Origin of the sequence: Paraburkholderia phenazinium (assembly GCF_900141745.1) — a bacterium.
Lineage (GTDB): Bacteria > Pseudomonadota > Gammaproteobacteria > Burkholderiales > Burkholderiaceae > Paraburkholderia > Paraburkholderia phenazinium_B.
The window spans coordinates 2,424,807-2,441,247 of record NZ_FSRM01000002.1; the positions used below are offsets into that span (position 1 = coordinate 2,424,807).

Sequence of the window (16,441 nt, forward strand, 5' to 3'; positions counted from 1 at the left end):
ACTGACAAGAGAGAAGGGCAATGAAACTACGGGGTTTGACGCTCGCCATCCAACGAATCGTTTGGGCAGAAGTGGCGCTAACAGCTGCATGTGGTGTACCGGCATACGCGCAGAGCCAACCGGCGGCCGCTACCGCAGATGCGGCATCCGCAACGGCGGCGAAACCGGCAACTGCGACTTCGGCATCTTCGCCGGCGGCCACGTCCGGCAATGTGAAGCAGCTGCAAAAGTTCGAGGTTACCGGTTCGCTGATCCGCAGTTCGGACAAGACGGGCTTCAATCAGGTCCAGACGATTTCGCAGAAAGACATCGAGGACAGCGGCTCCACGACGGTCGCCGACTACCTGCGTACGACAACCGCCAACTCGGCAAGCAGCTGGAGCGAGGGCACGTCCGCGAGCTTTGCCCCGGGCGGCGCGGGGATCGCGCTGCGCGGCATGAGCGAAAAATACACGCTGGTGTTGGTCGACGGCCAGCGCGTCGCGCCCTTTGCCTTTGCAGTCAACGGCACCGATACCTTCTTCGATCTGAACACGTTGCCGACGAACATGATCGACCGCATCGAGATCGTTAAGACCGGCGCAGTTTCGCAATACGGCTCGGACGCAATCGCCGGCGTGGTCAACATCATCACGAAGAAGGATTTCCAGGGGCTGCAACTCGACGGCAGCATTGGCGGTGCCCAGCACGGCGGTGCAGGAACGACGAACTTCAGCGTGCTCGGTGGCTTCGGCAATCTGACGTCGGACGGCTTCAACGTGACAGCCGCGGCGAGCTACTACCGCTCGAGCGGCATCACCATGGCCGAGCGGGACATCACCAGCGACCAGGACTACTCCAGCAAGAACGGCGGCTTCTTCTCGCAGCCCGCCTCCTTCTGGAACACGGCTACCGGCACCCAGGCGCTGAGCGATTGCGCGGCATCGGGTGGCACCGTGACGTCGGCGGCAAACAACCTCGCGACCCAAGGGTCCGGCACGGTGTGTTCGCGCAATGGTGCAAGTGCTGAGTCCATCGAGCCCGAAACCCAGCGCAGCAGTGTCAAGGTCCATGCCGACTTCAAGATCAACGACACCACGCAGGCGTATGCCGACGTGTGGGAGAGCTACAACACCACCAAAACGGATCTGGGCCTCGCCGGGTTCAGTGATGGAGATAACCTGGGTACTTCACTCTACGAGGTAAATGGAGTTGTCTCGCCGTTTCCCGCTACAGTGGGCGGAACGGGACTAACCTATGTCTTCCCGACCGAGCAATCGGTGACGACGGTCTCGAACTTCTACCGCCTCTCGACCGGGGTGAAGGGCACCATCAGCACAGACAAGTTCGGCGACTGGGATTGGAATACGTCATACGGCCACTCGCAAAGCGAAGTGTCCAACGCGTACGGCAATCAGATCAATGCCTCCGTGCTGTCAAGCTATCTCAGCAGCGTAACGCAGAGCACGTTTAGTTCGTCGACCCTCAATTCGTTGCCGGGCCTGTTTGGCACGTCTTACGATCAGGCTATTTCGAAGCTCGATGTGCTCGATGCGACGATCTCCACGGCGAATCTGTTCTCGCTGCCGGCAGGCGATGTGGGTCTTGGCTTTGGTGCGCAGTTCCAGCATCAGAGCGAATATATCGGCGCGGGCTCTACGGAATATCTGAACCCGCTCACGCAGGCGGTGGATGGCGAACGCAATGTTGCGGCGGTCTACTACCAGATCGACATTCCGTTGCTGCGTGGCCTGACCTTCAGCCAGTCGGGACGCTACGACCATTACAACGATTTCGGCGGCGCCTTCTCGCCACGCTTTGCACTGCGTTACCAGCCAGTTTCGGCTCTGACGATGTATACGTCTTATAATCGCGGCTTCCGCGCACCGACACTGGTCGAAACGTCTGAAAAGGCGAGCCTCGGCTACCAGACCGTCGACGGCAAGGATGTCTACGAAAATTCAGTCGGCAATCCGAACCTGCAACCTGAACGCACGAAGAACTACAACATCGGCTTTGAGTTGTCGCCGGCCCGCAATACCGACATTGGCTTCGACTGGTACAAGATCGACGTGACCAATGTGATCGGTCAGGAGAGCATCGCGGCGCTGGTTGCTGCTGATCCGAACGCGACGGTCTACAACGTAACCTACGAAAACCTTGCCTATCTGCATACGGATGGTTTCGAAGGGACGTTCAAGCAGGCGTTGCCGACAAGTATCGGTACGTTCACGCTGTCCGGCGACTGGGCGTACGTGTGGCACTTCGTTATGCCTAACGACGGCGTCGCCGACGATTATGCCGGCAACAATGGCGCAATCGACACGGTGTTCGGTGCATCGTTCCCGCGGTGGAGGGGCAACACGCAGTTGAGCTGGGCTTTCCACAAGTGGACGACCACGCTGAGCTGGCAGTTCACCGGTCCGTACGCACAAGCGATTGTTGCCGGATCGCCTGCTGTGGGATCGTATAGCCAGTTCAATATCTACACGAGCTACAGTGGCTTCAAACACTGGACGCTGTACGCGGGCATCGACAACATTTTCAACCACAAGCCGCCGTACGACCCGGTGTGGCAGTACGAAGCCCGGGGCTACTATGACACCTCGCTTTACACGTATGTTGGCCTATATGGCCAGGTTGGCGCGACGTACAAGTTCTGATGCCTGAGTAGCACAGTTGTTCAAGCGCCCGCGCCGGTCCCTTGCAATGGGACTGGCGCGGGCGCGTTTTCGTTTGTGACGCAGCACACGGCGCCGTGCCTCAGCCCACCGCACGTAGGGGTCGGGTAACGGCTTATTTCCTGCGGAAACCTTTCGTAAGCACTCGCGTCCTACGGCCTTTTCTTCGCGCCTAGATAGCGCCCAAGCCGACTATTCTGCCCTCACGCGACCTGCATCGTTCTGTTTATGCCAGCTTGCGCCAGGGAACGCATGCCGCGCGCCCCAATCCGACACTTTCCTCGTACAGGGTTAGTCATGTCTACATCGAAAACTGCTTTTCCATTTGTTACCCGACTCCTTGCAGATTCCTCGCCGACGCTGTCGCTCTGCGTGCTGGCGGTCTGCGCGACGCTGGCTGGCAACGCGTCGGCTGCGAGCTTTCATTGCAGCACCAGGTCTTCGGCTTCCGAGAAGATCGTCTGCGCCGACCCGGAGCTATCCAGCCTCGACGATCGTCTCGCGGTGAGCTATCAACGCGCACGGGATACGAGTCCCGACCCGCGTTCGGTGGAGACTGCGCGGATCCAGCAATGGCTCTGGCGTCAGCACAACTGTACCGACAAGGCATGCGTGCTGAACTGGTATCAACGTCGTATCGCCGAACTGGATGCAGACTACGAGCAAGGCAAACAGGCTCAGCACGATGCCTTTGAAGCGGCGCTGGTCGACCAGAAGCTGGTCCCCTCCGCGGCGGACGCCGTCAGGCAGTTGAAGAATGAGTCGATCGTGGCGACCGCCCAGGGCGCGAACCCGGCGACGAAGTGAGTTTCTTCGAAACACGGCGCGGCGAACTGAGGATAACTACGTATGCGCCAAGGGCCATCGGTAAGGCTGATCGTTTCAATAGAGGAAGGGCCGCTAGATAGCGTTGGCGGTATTGTCGAGCTCGGCGGGCGCAAAGTCGGCGTCTGGTATTACGACGCGATGGAAAGCATCGTCGTGACGCGGGCCTTCCGCAACAAGGTAGTGATTGGAAGCGCGGCCGAGGTGGTCTCGCAGTTGCGCCGGCTCGCCATCCGGCGTTGATAAGGCAGGGCGCTTCGCGCTCTTGCCACCGAACGACACCAGCGTCTGACACGCTGGTGTCGACCCATTCCCGTCGGTAAGCCTCTCAGGCGCATATAGCGCCGCTACGCGATCTTCAGCATCGCGTGGATCAATCCTTTGTCGAGAATGATGGACGCTTTCGACAATGCGACACAAATCTCCACAAACGACCGATAGATCGCGGAGTTTGTTCAATCTAATATTAATTCAAATTTCCATGTAGAAACCTTTCGGCATGCAGAGCAAATGATACAAACCGCTGAATCGTTTGCGAATTCGGTACCGGTAGTGATGTATCACCATGTTTCATCGTCTGGCGGACCGCTCACCCTATCGCCGGAGAACTTCGAGTCGCAGATAAAGTGGCTGGCGAACAACGGCTATATCACGCTGACCGCAGATGAATTTGCGCGCTTCCTGCGCGGGGCGCCGATGCCTCGGAGATCGGTCTTGCTGACGTTCGATGACGGTTATCTGGACAACTACATTTACGCCCATCCCATCCTTTTGCGTTACGGATTCAACGCGGTCATGTTTCTGGTGACGGGCCGCGTGCATGACGGCGCGTTTCGCAGCATCGACGCGCTGCGTGCGGAACCGGCGCACACACATCAGGCGTGCGAGCACCTGGTTCGCAACGGCCGCGCGGACGAGGTGACCGTACGCTGGAGCGAGGTGGAGATAATGCGCGCAGCAGGCACGTTCGAATTTCATAGTCATACGCATAGCCATCTTCGCTGGGACGTGCTGTGCGATGACGCTATCGGAAAGTATCAGCAAATCAGGGCGGACATCGAACAGTCGAAAGCGATCCTGACAAAGCGTCTCGGCGCAGGTTCGCAACACCTGTGCTGGCCCGAAGGCTATTTCGACGCCGACTATATCGACGCCGCTAAAGCAGCGGGATTCGAATACCTCTACACGACACGGAATCTGCGACGCAACGTAGCGGGTAGCGACACCTTGCGGATTCACCGCCTGGCCGATAACGGCAGGGGCGCGGATTGGCTCGCAAAGAAACTGCGGCGTTACCAGGATCCATTGTGGGGCGGGGCGTATTACTGGTTCAAACGCGCCAGACAATTCCGGTGCGAAGCGTGGTTATGAAAATCCTCTACACCAATTTTCACGCAGGCGACGGTGGCGGACACACCACCTACATCCTCACCTTGGCGGCGGCGCTTGCGGAGCGCCATCACGTGACGGTTGCGGCGCCGGGCTCGAGTCGCCTCTATTCAAGTGCGAAAGTGATCCCCGGCGTCGAAGCGATTGCGCTCGAGTTTCGTAACAGACTGGGCGCCATGGTCGGAACGGGCTGGCGCTTGCGGCAACTGATCGAAAAGAGCGGCTTCGACATCATTCACGTCAACGGTTCAGCGGATCACCGGATCGCGATGCTGGCGACGCTGGGATTGAAACGCACCCGGCCTTGCATCGTCTTCACCAAGCACAACGATTTGCCTGTGAGCGGCTTGAGCACCTGGTTCAAAGGGAAGCTTGCGACCGATTCGGTGATCTGCGTATCCGACTACACGCGCCGGCACCTCGCGAAAACCGTGTATGACACGAAGGCGGTGTCGGTCGTGCATCACGGTATCGATCTGCGCCGCTTTGCGCCGGTCGCAAGCGGCGTAAGCGAGCGGCTTCGCAGACGCTGGGGTACGGCGATCCCAGACGGAGCGTTGGTGGTCGGCAGTATCGCGGGCACGGACGATAACAAGGGCTGGCTGCATATGGTCGAGGCAGTCGCATTGCTGCCTCCGGCACAACGCGAACGGATTCGCGTGGTCTTGGGGGGGCGGACGCCCAATGCACAACAACGAGCCAGGGTCGGTGCATTAGGCATGGCGGGCCTGTTGATCTGCACGGGCTTACTGCGCGACGTGCGGCCCCTGGTGGCAGCATTCGATGTGGGTTTTGTGCTGTCACGGCGTGAAACCTTGTCGTTCGCTTGCCGGGAGATGATGGCGATGGGCAAGCCTGTGATCGTGTCGGACTCGGGCGGCCTGCCGGAAAATATCGAAGCGGGCGTAAGCGGGTGGATCGTCGGACCTCACGAGCACGAACGGATTGCGCAACTGTTGATGCGCCTGCTCGACAACCGGCTTGAGGTCACGCTTGCGGGCATGGCGGCGCGTGCGAGAAGCGTGGCGCAATTCTCGCTGCAGGATTTCGCTGACCGAACCGAGGTGGTCTACCAGGAGAGCCTTGCTAGAATGCGGCCTTGGGCAGGCAGCGGCGGCGTGGCGAAATGGAAGGTCCAGCGCCACTCGGGCTGACCTGCGGTGGAGGTAGCCTTAAACCTCAGATCACCCAGGGCTCTCACATGGAACAGATCGTCTTTTCATGCGCTGCCCTCAAACGCATCCATTCACGACATGGACTATAGTGTCATCGGCATGCGCATGAGCGGTCATGTCGCCATGTCAGTTATGCCGGCTTGCAACCGTAAGGTCTGCAACATCCGTCACGCTTATCTGCTGGATTACTTGCTGAATAACCGGTTGAACAGGTTCGATGCGGTATGACTACGTGACGTAGAAAGAAAAACTGCCAAAGGGTTGCGTCATGCACCCGCACGGCAAGTTGGAGACAATCGGTGTCCGGCACGATCAACCGATAACAAGGAGGTGATTTAATGAACCACCGTCATTCGGAATCCTGTCCATGCTGCGGGGATCTGCAGCAACGTGCCGTCACGCGGCGCCGCTTCCTGGCGCTGGCAGGCGAGGGTGCAGCAGCGCTTGCCCTGATGCCTCGCTTTGGCTATGCGGAAACGGAAACCACGGTTCCGACCATCGCTTACGACTCGGTTCCTGACCCGGTGAAGTTGCCGATCGACATGTACTTCGGCGAGTGCTCGGGCGTAGCGCTCAATTCTAAAGGCCACATTTTCGTACTGTCGCGCGGCAATACCAGCGGGCCGGCTTACGCGGCGGCAGCGACCCAGTTGCTTGAGTTCGCACCGAACGGCCGCTTTATCCGTGAGATTGGACGCAACCTGTATGCGTGGTCGTTCGCGCACTCCGTCAAGGTCGATGTTCACGACAATATCTGGGTGACGGACAAAGGTTCGGACATGGTGATCAAGTTCACCCCGGAAGGACGCGTTGCGATGGTGTTCGGCCGCAAACAGGAAGCGGCCGACGAAGAAACCGGTCCGCTCAAGCATCCGAACCCGCCGCTACCGGCCGAGCCAGGCCGCTTCCGGCAGGTGACAGACGTGGCGTGGGATGCTGCCGGCAATACGTATATCAGCGACGGCTATATCAACTCGCGCGTCGCCAAGGTCGACAAGGACGGCAACTGGCTCAAGTCGTGGGGCGAGCGCGGCACGGGTCCAGGCCAGTTCCATACACCGCATAGCATCGCGTTAGACGCGAACGGCAGCGTCTATGTGGCCGATCGCAGCAACCGGCGTGTTCAGGTGTTCGACGGCGAAGGTAACTTCCAGCGCCAGTTCACCATCGACGTGCCAGTGCCGCCGAATGCAAGGCCCGCTATCGGCTATGCACCCGATGAAGCGGCCATCGCCGCGGGCACCTTCGCCCCAGGCTCGCCCTGGACAATCGCCATTTCACCGGGTCCTGATCAGGTGATGTACTGTTCCGATGCCTTTCCTGGCCGCATCTACAAGCTCACGCTCGACGGCAAGGTGCTGGGCGTGCTCGGTGAGTCCGGCAAGCAACTGAAGCAGTTCGGCTGGATTCACCAGATGGCTTGCCCATCGGAAAACACGCTGTTCGTCGCCGAGTTGTTGAACTGGCGCGTGCAGAAGCTCGTGCTGCATGCCTGAGCGAACGTGGGCTCGGCCTTCGCATGGGGCAGATGCATTGCTCCGTGCAGCTGACGCTAAAGCCAAAGCTAAGGCTAAAGCGCAGGCTTTAGCGCCGCATAGGCGCCAGGCGTGATGCCGTAAGCGCGCTTAAAGACGCGGTTAAGGTGACTTTGATCGTAAAAGCCCGCGCTCACAGCTGCCTCCGCCGCGCTGCTTCCGGCCACGAGCAATTGCTTGGCGGCCATCAACCGCACCTGGTTCGCGTACGCGTGAGGTGGCAGCCCGTATTCCTTACAGAACGCGCGTATCAGGTGATAGCGGCTAAGGTTGGCCACTTCCGCCAGTTCGTCGATCGGGATATCGCGCGCATATTCAGCGCTGATGTAATCGCGCACGCGTGCCATTTTCTGCGTGTCGCGGCCCAGTTCGGTGACGACGGGTTTGGGCTGACCATAGCGGCCAAACAGCATGCCCATTGCCGCCCACCAGTTCGCTTGACGTTCCATTAGCGGCGCAGGGCAGTTCTCGTCGAGACTTGCATGCGCTTTCAACAGCAGCCGGCACAACTGCGGGTCGCAGTAAAGTCCTGGCGGGATGGTCAAGGGCCGGTCGCTGCGTGAGTCGTCGCTAAAGACGGCGCTTAGTGCCGCGAGTCCCTGCATATCGAGGTAAATCGCGCGGTAGTGCCACGCCTTGTTCTCCCAGACCACACCGCAATGGTATTCGCCGGGGCCGAACACCCACACGGTGCCGGCCCCGGATACGTCGCTGCCGGTGCGCGTGCGGCATTGGCCTGCGCCGAACTCGGTCATCACGATCACGAGCTCGTCGTGCATATGGCGCTCGAACTCGTGTGCGCCGTAACGCGCGGTAGCGAGCGCCGCGCCCTCGAGCGCACCGTCTCGCCAGTAAACGACTTCCTTGCCCAAGCTACCGTCTGGCATGACTGCTTCCTTAAAATACCAGGTTATCCTCTGTAAGTTCGATCCGGACACGGCGATTGCGGCGGCCTTTGTTCTCGATCTTCGTCATCCGTATCGCACGCGACTGCCCGGTGTTCGTCAGATGTGTCCCTCCACACGCCTGCTGGTCGAGCCCATCAATCTCGACGATCCGGATCGTTCCGTCCGGCGTGGGCGGAGGCGCGACCGAGAGGCTGCGGATCAGTCCAGGCGTTGCCTGGGCGTCGCGCAGGCCGACGTAGCTGGCGCGAACCTCCAGAGCCTGGCGAATCACGTCGTTGAGCGGCCCTTCGAGCGATCGCAAGGCGTCGTTATCCGCTTCAGGCAGATCGAAGTCCATGCGCGCGCTGCCGTCTGCGTTGATCTGCGCACCGGTCACCAGTGCGCCGGCGAACTGCTGGTACACGAGCGCGTTCAGGATGTGGGTCGCGGTATGGAGTTGTGCAAGCGTGGCGCGCCGCGGCGCGTCGATCGAGACGTGCAGCTCGCCCGCCAGTTCAATCGACGTATCGAGCTGATGCCAGTACTGGCCGTCTTCCACGGAAACACCAACAATGCGCGCCATGCCATGGGCATGTTGGAGTGTTGCGGTGTCGCAGACCTGGCCGCCGCCACCGGGATGAAGTGCCGAGCGTGACAGCAGCACCGCACCAGGACGGGCGTCGACTACGCTGGCGTCGAACTCGAGCAGATCGGGCTGCTCGTGGCAAAGATAATGAGGCATCGCAGCAAACCGGGTGACGGGAGACTGATTTCGATGGGGACAGTATAGACGCCAGGGCGCGGGGTCGGTCTTGGTCAAAAGTGCTGTTTGACATGCGGAATGTTGCTCGGTGCCACTGTGGCTGAGGCTTTTGCCGGACGGCTCCGCAACGTGCTTACGCGAAATCTTTGTAGAATGGCGTTGTCCGACCCCGCTTCGATTCACGACAACACTTTCAAGAGATCCATCGATCATGGCGCCGCCCAAGTCCCCTTCCGAGCCGACGCCACCCACGCAGGTCGATATATCCACGTATGAGTTCTCGGAGCAGATCGGTCATCTGCTGCGCCGGGCCTACCAGCGCCACCTCGCGATCTTCGCGCAGACCATCGACGATCCTCAATTGACGGCGGTGCAGTTCGCGGTGCTCAGTGCGAACCGGCGGCTCGGGCCTTCGTCAATGAGCGATCTCGGCAAGGCGACGGCCATCGATGGGGCGACCGTGCGCGGCATCATCGAACGTCTGCAGGCACGCGGGCTTGTGGAGTTGCAAGCCAATCAGGACGATCGGCGCAAGAGCGTGGTAGAACTCACGGAGCGCGGGCGCCAGTTGCTCGAACTGACCACGCCGACCGCTGCGCGTATCAGCGAACTCACGATGAGCGATCTCAACGCTGTCGAGCGGGTGGCGGTGTTGTATCTGCTACGCAAGCTTTGCGGTCCTGAGCTGGAGTAGCGCAGACGTTTGCGAGCGCCGGTGTGCCTGCGCCTGGCAGTGCACCAAGCGTGGGCCGAATCTGAAAAGTGCGCATTTATAGTGTGTACATGTTGTTTGATGGTGCGGCCTGTTTCTGCGGCGGTGCTTGCTTTGAGCGCCTCAAGCACGATCGTTCGAAATGCAGAACGTTGAATTTAAAGGGGTTGACGCATTTTTTCCGGCCATTGAACCGGATCGGGTAAACACCGCTAACAGTGGCATAGAGGTTGCAACTAAGCTTGGAATTACCGCGTGTACGCTCATTTGACACTTATAGATCGAGCGCTTTGGCGGTACCCAGCTTCTATAGCCGTCTGATTTCGTGATCGGGAGTGCTCTATATGAAGTGGTTCGTCAGGCAGATCGGCGCAGCGCTCGGCGCGTCGTTCCTGCTATCGGTGGCCGGTGTGTTCTGCGGGTCCGTCAGCGTCACGCAGGCGGATGAAATCTCCGTCACGCAGTGGGGCAGCAGCCTCTACGGCCTTCCGTATGCCGTCGCGATGGACAGAGGCCTGTTCAAGAAGGCCGGCGTCGACATCACCGGCATTCTCACCTCGAGCGGCGGCGGCACGACCGTGCGCAATATCCTCGCCAGCAAGACACCGTACGGCGAAGTCGCAGTCGCGGCCGCGCTTGCCGCGCAGCGCCAGGGGATGGATCTCGTCATCGTGAATGTCGGCACGCGCAGCGTCGCGGAGGCGTCGATGGTTGCCATGCCCAACGGCAACGTGCAAACCGTTGCTGATCTGGCCGGCAAGAAGGTCGCGATTACGTCGCCCCGAGGCGTGTCCGAAATGCTGTTGCTGATGGTGCTCAAGCAAAAGGGCGTCGACGCAGGCAAGGTGACCCGCGTCGCCTCGGGTGGCTACGTCAACGGTCTGACGATGCTTGAGCAGGGGGCCGTCTCCGGTGCAGTGCTGATTGAACCGCTTTCGATTGTGCGCAAAGCCAATTACCGCACCGTGTACCGGGCGGGCGACATTCTGCAGCCCATGACCACCTCGGTCGGCATTACCACCCGCGAGTTCGCCAGGTCCCACCCGGATGAGTTGCGGGCGATCATTGCCGGGCGGCGTTCGGGTGTGGATGCGTTGTACGCGGATCCGGCCGGAGCCGCGAAACTACTGGAGACAAGCTTCAAACTCACGCCAGACGTCGCACGCGAAGCCGTGGACAACATGGTCAAGTCACGCATGTGGAGCGACGGTGAATTCAACCGCGGTGAACTTGACCGCATGACGGACGGCCTGAAGCTTGTAGGCGAGCTGAACGGCGATGTCGACTGGTCGAAGCTGGTCGACACGAGCTTTCTGCCCCCCGATCTGAAAGCGAAGAGTACGCTATGAAGGCACGCAACGGTCATCCGACACTGCAGGTTGTCGAGTCGCCTGCGCAACAGGCGCCGGCCTCGCCCGAGGCGCATGTCGAGCTAACCGGCGTTACCCGCTATTTCACACGCAGCGATTCGAAGGAACTGTTTCATGCGCTCGGCCCGATCGATCTCACGCTGACCAAGGGCGAGTTCTTCTCGGTGGTCGGTCCGTCCGGATGTGGCAAGTCCACTCTGCTCGATGCGCTTGCGGGACTCTCCAGACCCAGCTCCGGCACGGTAATGTTCGAAGGACAACCTGTGACGGGCGTGCCCGATGGAGTAGGCGTCGTGTTCCAGGAAGACGCGTCTTTTCCATGGCTGAATCTGCGCGACAACATTTCGTTCGGACTGCGCATGGCGGGCGTGGATGGCGCCGAGATTCAGCGGCGGGTTGACTATGCGATGGGTTTCATGGGCCTGAAGGATTTCGCCAAGGCGTATCCTTCGCAGTTGTCGGGCGGCATGCGGCAACGCGTGTGCATCGCCCGAACGCTGGTGTTGCAGCCTCGCCTGATTTTGCTCGATGAGCCGTTCGGCGCGCTCGATCAGCAAACACGCCTGCTGATGGGCGACGAGTTGCTGCGCCTGTGGCGCGAAACGTCTGCCACGGTGCTGCTGATCACCCACGCACTCGACGAAGCGGCGATGCTGTCCGACCGGGTCGGCGTGATGTCGGCGCGGCCCGGGCTCTTCATCGATATCGTCGAGACCGGCTGGGAGCGTTCGCGCGATAGCCGCGTCGTCTCGACACCGCGCTTCGGCGAGATCAATGCCCGCCTGTGGGAGAAGCTGCGTGTCGAATCATTGAAGGTGATGGGCGCGCACTAGGTGCGCAGTGTTTTTCGCAGTATTTCTATGCGAACCTGGGAGTTCGAAGTGAAGACGGAAAGTCTGATCCGTATCGCTGTGGTGGTTGGCTTCATCGTGCTGATCGAGCTGCTGTGCCGCAGCGGCATCATTGCGCCGAGCGTGCTGATTGCGCCATCCGCGATGTTCACGCATGGCATCGAGCTGCTGCGCGGCGGCAAATTCGACTACGACATTGTTACGAGTCTGATCGAGATCGTCGCCGCGTCGATTGTCTCCGTGCTGCTCGGTTTCGTCCTGGGTCTCGGCATTCACGCGCTACCGTCGCTGCGCCGCTCGATCGAACCGCTGCTGTCGAGCTACTACGCCATCCCCACCTTCATTTTCTATCCCATCTTTATCGTCGTGCTCGGCGTCGGCTCGCTGCCGATCATTGCCATTGCCGTGATGCTTTCGGTGGTGACGATGATTACCGCGACGCTAAACGGACTCGACCGCATTCCGCGCGCCTTGCATAAAAGCGCTCAGGTGATGCGTCTTTCGCCGTGGCGTTGCGCGCTTCATATCAAGCTGCCTGCCACGCTGCCGTATCTGTTCACCGGCGTGAAGCTTGCGGTGGCCTATGCGTTCATCGGCGTGATCGCATCGGAATTCATCCTGTCCGGTTCGGGTATCGGCTATGCAATCGGTTACGCATACAACAACTTCCAGAACGACGACATGTATTCGCTGATGCTGTTCGTGCTCGTGCTGGTGACGCTCGTCAACGCCGTGCTGAACCGGATCGATCAACGGTTTCAGTCGCGCCGGCAACGCTAGCACTGCGTATAGCGGAGACGCCACCATGAAAAAATTCCTCGATCCGCTGCTGGTTGCGCTGGCCATTGTCGTTTGCTGGCAATGCCTGCACTGGGCGATCGGCGAGCATTCGTTGAGTTCGCCATGGAGCACGCTCGAGGCGCTGGCCCAGATGCTCGGCACCGAAGCATTCTGGGGCAACGTCGCGGAGACCGCCCGTGCCCTTGTCTATGCACTCTTGATAGCACTGATCGGCGGGGTGGCGCTTGGTGTACTGTTCGGCATCAACCGCATGTCGGGCCGCGTCGCGGAGCCGATTCTGTTGAACCTGTATTCGCTGCCGAAGGTGACGTTGTATCCCCTGGTGTTGCTCGTATTTGGCCTCGGCCTGTCGGCGAAAGTGGCCTTTGGCGTGATGCACGGCCTGATCCCGATCCTGATGTTCACGATGAATGCGATCCGCCAGATGCGGCCGGTCTATCTGCGTGCGTCGAAGACCATGCGTCTGTCGTTTTTCCGTACGATTGTGCATGTCGTGCTGCCGGCGATCTTTCCGGAGGTGGTTGCCGGCCTGCGGCTCGGCTTCTCGTTGACTTTACTGGGCGTGCTGATCGGCGAGATGTTCGCCTCGCAGCGCGGGCTAGGTTATATGCTGACCAGTGCGATGAACCTTGGGGATATCCGCACGATCATGGCAGTTGCCCTGTTTCTTACCGTGTTTGCCCTCGCATGTAACGGCCTCCTGATGATGGCCGACCGGCGCATGAAGCACCGATGAACGGCGCTTCACCGGTTATGAACAACCAAATTCCATTTCACCTGGAAAGGAAGACAAAATGTACGATGTATTCCAGACGGATCGCCTGATCGATCTTTGGCTGACCGAAGATATCGGCTATTGCGACCTCACTGCGCAACTGATGATCGAAGCGGACGAGACCGGCGCTTTCTTCATGAACGCGCGCGAGACACTGATCGTGGCCGGCATCGACGTGGCGGCGCGCATCTTCAAACGCTATGACCCGACGCTCGAAGTGTCGGTGCGCGTGAAAGACGGGCAAAAGGTGGAGCGGGGCACGGTGATGCTCAATGTGAGCGGCACGGCGCGCAGCGTACTGACGGCTGAGCGCACTGCGCTCAATATCGTGCAACGGCTGTCGGGGATTGCCAATCTCACCGAGCAATATGTTGCGGCGGTGGCGGGCACGCGGGCGCGTCTGATCGATACACGCAAAACTACGCCAGGTCTGCGCATGCTGGAAAAGCACGCGGTGACCTGCGGTGGCGGCCTGAATCACCGTCTCGGGCTCGATAACGGTGTGATGATCAAGGACAACCATATTGCCGTGTGCGGTGGCATCGCCAAGGCCGTGCAGCGCGCGCGCCGGCAATTGCCGGTGCTGACCAAGCTGGAAGTCGAATGCGACCGCCTTGAGCAGGTCAAGGAGGCGCTGGATGCCGGTGTCGATGTGATCATGCTCGATAACATGTCCGTCGAGGACATGACCCGCGCGGTGGAACTGGTCGGCCGACGCGTGTTGCTGGAAGCGTCCGGGGGCATCAGCCTCGCGACCATCGGTGCGGTGGCGAAGACCGGCGTCGATTACATCTCCACCAGCAAGATCAATCAGGCGGCGGCGTGCGTCGACATTGGTCTCGACGAGGCCGAGTGATGAGCCAATGGATCGGGCAGGTCGGATAAGCGGCTCATGGCCTCCGGCATTCTCTTCTTCGTGGTGGGTCCGAGCGGCGCCGGCAAGGATGCGCTGATCGAGGGCGCGCGTCATCTCGCAGACCGGTTCTGCTTTGCCCGTCGCGTGATTACCCGGCCCGCGGGGTCGCCCGGCGAGAATCACGAAGCGCTCGATGAAGCGGCATTCGCCGAACTCGAGCGTACCGGTGCTTTCCTGATCTCCTGGTCGGCACACGGTCTGCGCTATGGCCTGCGGCGTGAATTGCTCGACGTATTGGCCGAAGGCCGGCATGTGATTGCAAACGGCTCGCGCGGCATGATTGCGGAGTTGGCGGCGCGGGTGCCGGGCATGGTGGTGATCGAAGTGAGTGCGCCGCATGAAATGCTGGCCGCGCGAATTCTGGCGCGTGGCCGGGAAACACCCGAGCAGGTGCGCCTGAGAGTGCAACGCCAGGTTGAAGCGCATACGGCGGATGTGCCCACCGTGCAGGTTTTCAATGACGGCACGTTGCAGCAAGGCATCGCGCGTTTCATTGCAGCGCTCGAACGCGCCATTCTTCCACCACCTGCGAGTGCCCCGTTTCTGCGTGCCAAGCTGGCGGGCGACGCGCTCAATGAGGCTCAATACGATGCGTTGTTCGACGACATGCTGGCGTTGCGCTACGCCGAGAGCGACATCAACCGCTTTCTGCTGCATGCGTGCGAGCATCTGAGCGACGCGGAGGTGTTGGCGCTTGCCAAAACCCGCACCAGGCTGATGCCGCGCATAGAGTGGAACGAACCGATTGTCGTCGACAAGCATTCGATGGGCGGCATTCCCGGCAGCCGGATCACGCTGATCGTGGTGCCGATTGTCGCGGCCTACGGCCTGGCGATGCCGAAGACTTCCTCGCGCGCCATTACCTCCGCCGCCGGCACCGCCGATGCGATGGAGACGCTCGCGCGCGTCGACCTGACGGCGGAGGACGTGCGGCGCTGCGTCCATGAAGCGCGGGCCTGCATTGCGTGGAATGGCCGTCTGAATCATTCGCTGGTCGACGAGCGGATCAACGCATTCACGCGGCCGCTTGGGCTGGCGTCCAACCGTTGGTCGGTGGCGTCGATCCTGTCGAAAAAGTGCTCTGCTGGATCGACGCACGTAATGGTCGATCTTCCGTGCGGGCCGCGCGCCAAGCTGAAAACCAGCGAGGAAGCGCGCTCGCTTGGCGATCTGTTCGAATACGTCGGCAATGGGCTGGGGGTGACGGTCAAGGCGCTGGTGACCGATGGCACGGCGCCGATCGGCCGCGGTATCGGCCCTGCGCTCGAGGTCCGCGACGTGGGTCTGGTGCTCGATAACCATCCCGATGCGCCCGTCGACCTGCGTGACAAGGCATTGACATTTGCCGCGCATATTCTGGCATGGGCACCGGATGTGCAGGACGTAGCCGACGGCAAGCGGATTGCCGCAGAGCTGCTGGCAAGCGGTGCAGCGCGCGCGGCGTTCGAACGGATCGTCGATTCGCAGGGGCGGCATGCATCGCCGGCGTTACCTGCACGAGAGGTCCGTGATGTCATGGCCACGCATGCAGGCATCGTCACGTCGATCGATGGCTGGCTGATCGCGGAGATCGCGCGTGAAGCGGGCGCGCCCGCAGACGCCGGCGCTGGCATCGACCTGCTGTGCAGGATCGGCCAGACGGTGGCGGCAGGCGAGCCGCTGTATCGGGTTCACGGCAACGAGACGGGCGCGCTCGAGCGCGCAATGCGTATGGCGGCGCGCGATTCGGCCTGCAGGATCGAGTGACCCAATCGGGTGGGTTCGAACTGAATGACGCAACCA

General features: G+C 60.7%; 15 protein-coding genes. 13 read left to right on the plus strand and 2 right to left on the minus strand.

The features are described from left to right. Window positions 1-20 precede the first annotated feature (20 nt). From BUS06_RS30765 to BUS06_RS30790, 6 genes are all read left to right on the plus strand, one after another. Window positions 21-2,642, plus strand: a complete 2,622-nt coding sequence (locus tag BUS06_RS30765; RefSeq protein WP_074268100.1) for a TonB-dependent receptor — start codon at window positions 21-23, stop codon at window positions 2,640-2,642. A 315-nt stretch (window positions 2,643-2,957) separates the two neighbouring features. After that, a complete protein-coding gene (locus BUS06_RS30770) occupies window positions 2,958-3,467 on the plus strand; it encodes a lysozyme inhibitor LprI family protein (protein ID WP_143787687.1) in 510 nt (169 codons plus the stop codon). Between the two features lie 42 nt (window positions 3,468-3,509). After that, window positions 3,510-3,728, plus strand: coding sequence for a hypothetical protein (locus tag BUS06_RS30775; protein WP_074268102.1), 219 nt, complete (start codon window positions 3,510-3,512; stop codon window positions 3,726-3,728). Between the two features lie 267 nt (window positions 3,729-3,995). Then, window positions 3,996-4,856, plus strand: coding sequence for a polysaccharide deacetylase family protein (locus BUS06_RS30780; RefSeq protein WP_074268103.1), 861 nt, complete (start codon window positions 3,996-3,998; stop codon window positions 4,854-4,856). Further along, complete coding sequence (locus BUS06_RS30785) at window positions 4,853-6,028, plus strand: glycosyltransferase (protein WP_074268104.1); 1,176 nt, start codon at window positions 4,853-4,855, stop codon at window positions 6,026-6,028. Before BUS06_RS30780 ends, BUS06_RS30785 begins: the two co-directional genes overlap by 4 nt. Window positions 6,029-6,387: 359 nt before the next feature. Next, a complete protein-coding gene (locus tag BUS06_RS30790; RefSeq protein WP_074268105.1) occupies window positions 6,388-7,545 on the plus strand; it encodes a peptidyl-alpha-hydroxyglycine alpha-amidating lyase family protein in 1,158 nt (385 codons plus the stop codon). Window positions 7,546-7,619: 74 nt separating this feature from the next. Here BUS06_RS30790 and BUS06_RS30795 read toward each other — a convergent pair whose 3' ends face one another. Further along, complete coding sequence (locus BUS06_RS30795) at window positions 7,620-8,471, minus strand: AraC family transcriptional regulator (RefSeq protein WP_074268106.1); 852 nt, start codon at window positions 8,469-8,471, stop codon at window positions 7,620-7,622. Window positions 8,472-8,481: 10 nt separating this feature from the next. Further along, the gene (locus BUS06_RS30800; RefSeq protein ID WP_074268107.1) at window positions 8,482-9,213 is read right to left on the minus strand and encodes an alanyl-tRNA editing protein; all 732 of its coding nucleotides are present in this window, start codon (window positions 9,211-9,213) and stop codon (window positions 8,482-8,484) included. 232 nt (window positions 9,214-9,445) lie between these two features. Between BUS06_RS30800 and BUS06_RS30805 the strand changes: the two genes are divergently transcribed. From BUS06_RS30805 to phnN, 7 genes are all read left to right on the plus strand, one after another. After that, on the plus strand, window positions 9,446-9,928 hold the full coding sequence (locus BUS06_RS30805) for a MarR family winged helix-turn-helix transcriptional regulator (RefSeq protein WP_074268108.1): 483 nt from the start codon (window positions 9,446-9,448) through the stop codon (window positions 9,926-9,928). A gap of 362 nt (window positions 9,929-10,290) precedes the next feature. Next, complete coding sequence (locus tag BUS06_RS30810) at window positions 10,291-11,295, plus strand: ABC transporter substrate-binding protein (protein WP_074268109.1); 1,005 nt, start codon at window positions 10,291-10,293, stop codon at window positions 11,293-11,295. After that, window positions 11,292-12,149: an ABC transporter ATP-binding protein gene (locus tag BUS06_RS30815; protein ID WP_074268110.1), complete on the plus strand. Its 858-nt coding sequence runs from the start codon at window positions 11,292-11,294 to the stop codon at window positions 12,147-12,149. The genes BUS06_RS30810 and BUS06_RS30815 overlap by 4 nt, the downstream gene beginning before the upstream one ends. A gap of 27 nt (window positions 12,150-12,176) precedes the next feature. Further along, window positions 12,177-12,947 carry an ABC transporter permease gene (locus BUS06_RS30820; RefSeq protein WP_074268111.1) on the plus strand — a complete coding sequence of 257 codons (771 nt, stop codon included), beginning with the start codon at window positions 12,177-12,179 and terminating at the stop codon, window positions 12,945-12,947. 25 nt (window positions 12,948-12,972) lie between these two features. Continuing rightward, window positions 12,973-13,704 carry an ABC transporter permease gene (locus tag BUS06_RS30825; RefSeq protein WP_074268112.1) on the plus strand — a complete coding sequence of 244 codons (732 nt, stop codon included), beginning with the start codon at window positions 12,973-12,975 and terminating at the stop codon, window positions 13,702-13,704. Between the two features lie 58 nt (window positions 13,705-13,762). After that, the gene (gene nadC, locus BUS06_RS30830; RefSeq protein WP_074268113.1) at window positions 13,763-14,599 is read left to right on the plus strand and encodes a carboxylating nicotinate-nucleotide diphosphorylase; all 837 of its coding nucleotides are present in this window, start codon (window positions 13,763-13,765) and stop codon (window positions 14,597-14,599) included. Between the two features lie 36 nt (window positions 14,600-14,635). Further along, window positions 14,636-16,405, plus strand: coding sequence for a phosphonate metabolism protein/1,5-bisphosphokinase (PRPP-forming) PhnN (gene phnN / locus BUS06_RS30835; RefSeq protein ID WP_074268114.1), 1,770 nt, complete (start codon window positions 14,636-14,638; stop codon window positions 16,403-16,405). The last annotated feature ends 36 nt before the right edge of the window (window positions 16,406-16,441 follow it).